The following is a 2,500-nucleotide window of genomic DNA, read 5'->3' as shown; positions in this document are numbered from 1 at the left end:
AGTACTAGTCGGCAGACACACGGCGGGTGCTAACGTCCGTCGTGAAAAGGGCAACAACCCTGACCTCCAGCTAAGGTCCCCAAGTCATGGCTAAGTGGGAAAGGATGTGAGGATCCCAAAACAACCAGGATGTTGGCTTAGAAGCAGCCATCATTTAAAGAAAGCGTAACAGCTCACTGGTCTAAATAAGGGTCTTTGCGCCGAAAATGTAACGGGGCTAAAGCCATGCACCGAAGCTGAGGATATGCCGTAAGGCATGTGGTAGCGGAGCGTTCCGTAAGTCTGTGAAGGCGGACCCGTGAGGGCTGCTGGAGATATCGGAAGTGCGAATGTTGACATGAGTAACGATAAAGGGAGTGAGAGACTCCCTCGCCGAAAGACCAAGGGTTCCTGCTTAAAGTTAATCTGAGCAGGGTTAGCCGGCCCCTAAGACGAGGCGGACACGCGTAGTCGATGGGAACCACGTTAATATTCGTGGGCCTGGTGGTAGTGACGGATCTCGTGTGTTGTACATTCTTATTGGATTGAATGTGCGGCGAAGAGGTTCCAGGAAATAGCTCCACCGTATAGACCGTACCCGAAACCGACACAGGTGGTCAGGTAGAGTATACCAAGGCGCTTGAGAGAACTATGTTGAAGGAACTCGGCAAATTGCACGCGTAACTTCGGAAGAAGCGTGACCCCATTTTAGGCAACTATGATGGGGTGGCACAGACCAGGGGGTAGCGACTGTTTATCAAAAACACAGGGCTCTGCGAAGTAGCAATACGACGTATAGGGTCTGACGCCTGCCCGGTGCTGGAAGGTTAAAGGGAGGGGTGCAAGCTCTGAACTGAAGCCCCAGTAAACGGCGGCCGTAACTATAACGGTCCTAAGGTAGCGAAATTCCTTGTCGGGTAAGTTCCGACCTGCACGAATGGCGTAACGACTTCCCCGCTGTCTCCAACATAGACTCAGTGAAATTGAATTCCCCGTGAAGATGCGGGGTTCCTGCGGTCAGACGGAAAGACCCCGTGCACCTTTACTATAGCTTTACACTGGCATTCGCCAAGGCATGTGTAGGATAGGTGGTAGGCTTTGAAGCAGGGACGCCAGTTCTTGTGGAGCCATCCTTGAAATACCACCCTTATCTTCGTGGATGTCTAACCGCGGTCCGTTATCCGGATCCGGGACAGTGTATGGTGGGTAGTTTGACTGGGGCGGTCGCCTCCGAAAGAGTAACGGAGGCGCGCGATGGTGGGCTCAGACCGGTCGGAAATCGGTCGTCGAGTGCAATGGCATAAGCCCGCCTGACTGCGAGACTGACAAGTCGAGCAGAGACGAAAGTCGGTCATAGTGATCCGGTGGTCCCGTGTGGAAGGGCCATCGCTCAACGGATAAAAGGTACGCCGGGGATAACAGGCTGATGACCCCCAAGAGTCCATATCGACGGGGTTGTTTGGCACCTCGATGTCGACTCATCGCATCCTGGGGCTGGAGCAGGTCCCAAGGGTATGGCTGTTCGCCATTTAAAGCGGTACGTGAGTTGGGTTCAGAACGTCGTGAGACAGTTCGGTCCCTATCTGCCGTGGGTGTAGGAATATTGACAGGATCTGTCCCTAGTACGAGAGGACCGGGATGGACGTATCTCTGGTGGATCTGTTGTCCTGCCAAGGGCATAGCAGAGTAGCTATATACGGAATGGATAACCGCTGAAGGCATCTAAGCGGGAAACCAACCTGAAAACGAGTGTTCCCTATCAGAGCCGTGGAAGACGACCACGTTGATAGGACGGGTGTGGAAGCATGGCAACATGTGAAGCTTACCGTTACTAATAGCTCGATCGACTTCTTCGTTCCCATTGTTCATGCTCATCGAACGCAGTTCGATGATCTGTTCTGTCCTGACGCCCGAAGGGCTCCGGACGGGCCGCGCCACAGGGCGCGACGACCTCTGGTCTGTATGGCTGCCATGCTCGACTTCGAGCAAGGGTGGAATACGGATGGGTCACAGAAAGACGTGTTAAATTAAATAGAGCCTTGAGCTCTCCAGCTTCTCGAAACAGCAGTTTCCATGTGAAAACATGGAGCATGTTGCGTTTTGCCGACCTGGTGGTTATCGCGGGGCGGCTGCACCCGTTCCCATTCCGAACACGGCCGTGAAACGCCCCAGCGCCAATGGTACTCCGTCTCAAGACGCGGGAGAGTAGGTCGCTGCCAGGTCTGCAAAACGCAACATCTAATCTTCTCATTCACATTCTTCGGCCCAGCCGATAAAAAAAGGGCCGCTCAAGCGGCCTTTTGTCGTTTAAGACCAGAATAAAAAAAGACGCCTCGTGCGTCCCTTAAAGGAGACAAATCGCCTTCGGCAATTTGCTCCGGCACCAAGCATAACCGCCATGCGGTTACGCTCTCGCGACAAGTTCTGCGAACTTGCGCTGGTAACGCGGGGTGGAGCAGCCCGGTAGCTCGTCAGGCTCATAACCTGAAGGCCGCAGGTTCAAATCCTGCCCCCGCAACCA

At 54.0% G+C, this 2,500-nt stretch carries 1 tRNA gene and 2 rRNA genes (1 of these 3 cut by a window edge); all 3 read left to right on the top strand.

What is annotated here, in order from left to right:
• Nucleotides 1-1,835, top strand: a 23S ribosomal RNA gene (locus PL640_RS25425) (it extends 964 nt beyond the left edge of the window).
• Between the two features lie 251 nt (nt 1,836-2,086).
• Nucleotides 2,087-2,201, top strand: a 5S ribosomal RNA gene (rrf, locus tag PL640_RS25420).
• Nucleotides 2,202-2,423: 222 nt separating this feature from the next.
• Nucleotides 2,424-2,500 (top strand) — tRNA-Met (locus tag PL640_RS25415).

The sequence above is a fragment of the Agrobacterium sp. ST15.16.024 genome (genome assembly GCF_027956545.1).
GTDB lineage: Bacteria > Pseudomonadota > Alphaproteobacteria > Rhizobiales > Rhizobiaceae > Agrobacterium > Agrobacterium cucumeris.
This window is presented reverse-complemented; position numbering and strand designations above follow the sequence as displayed.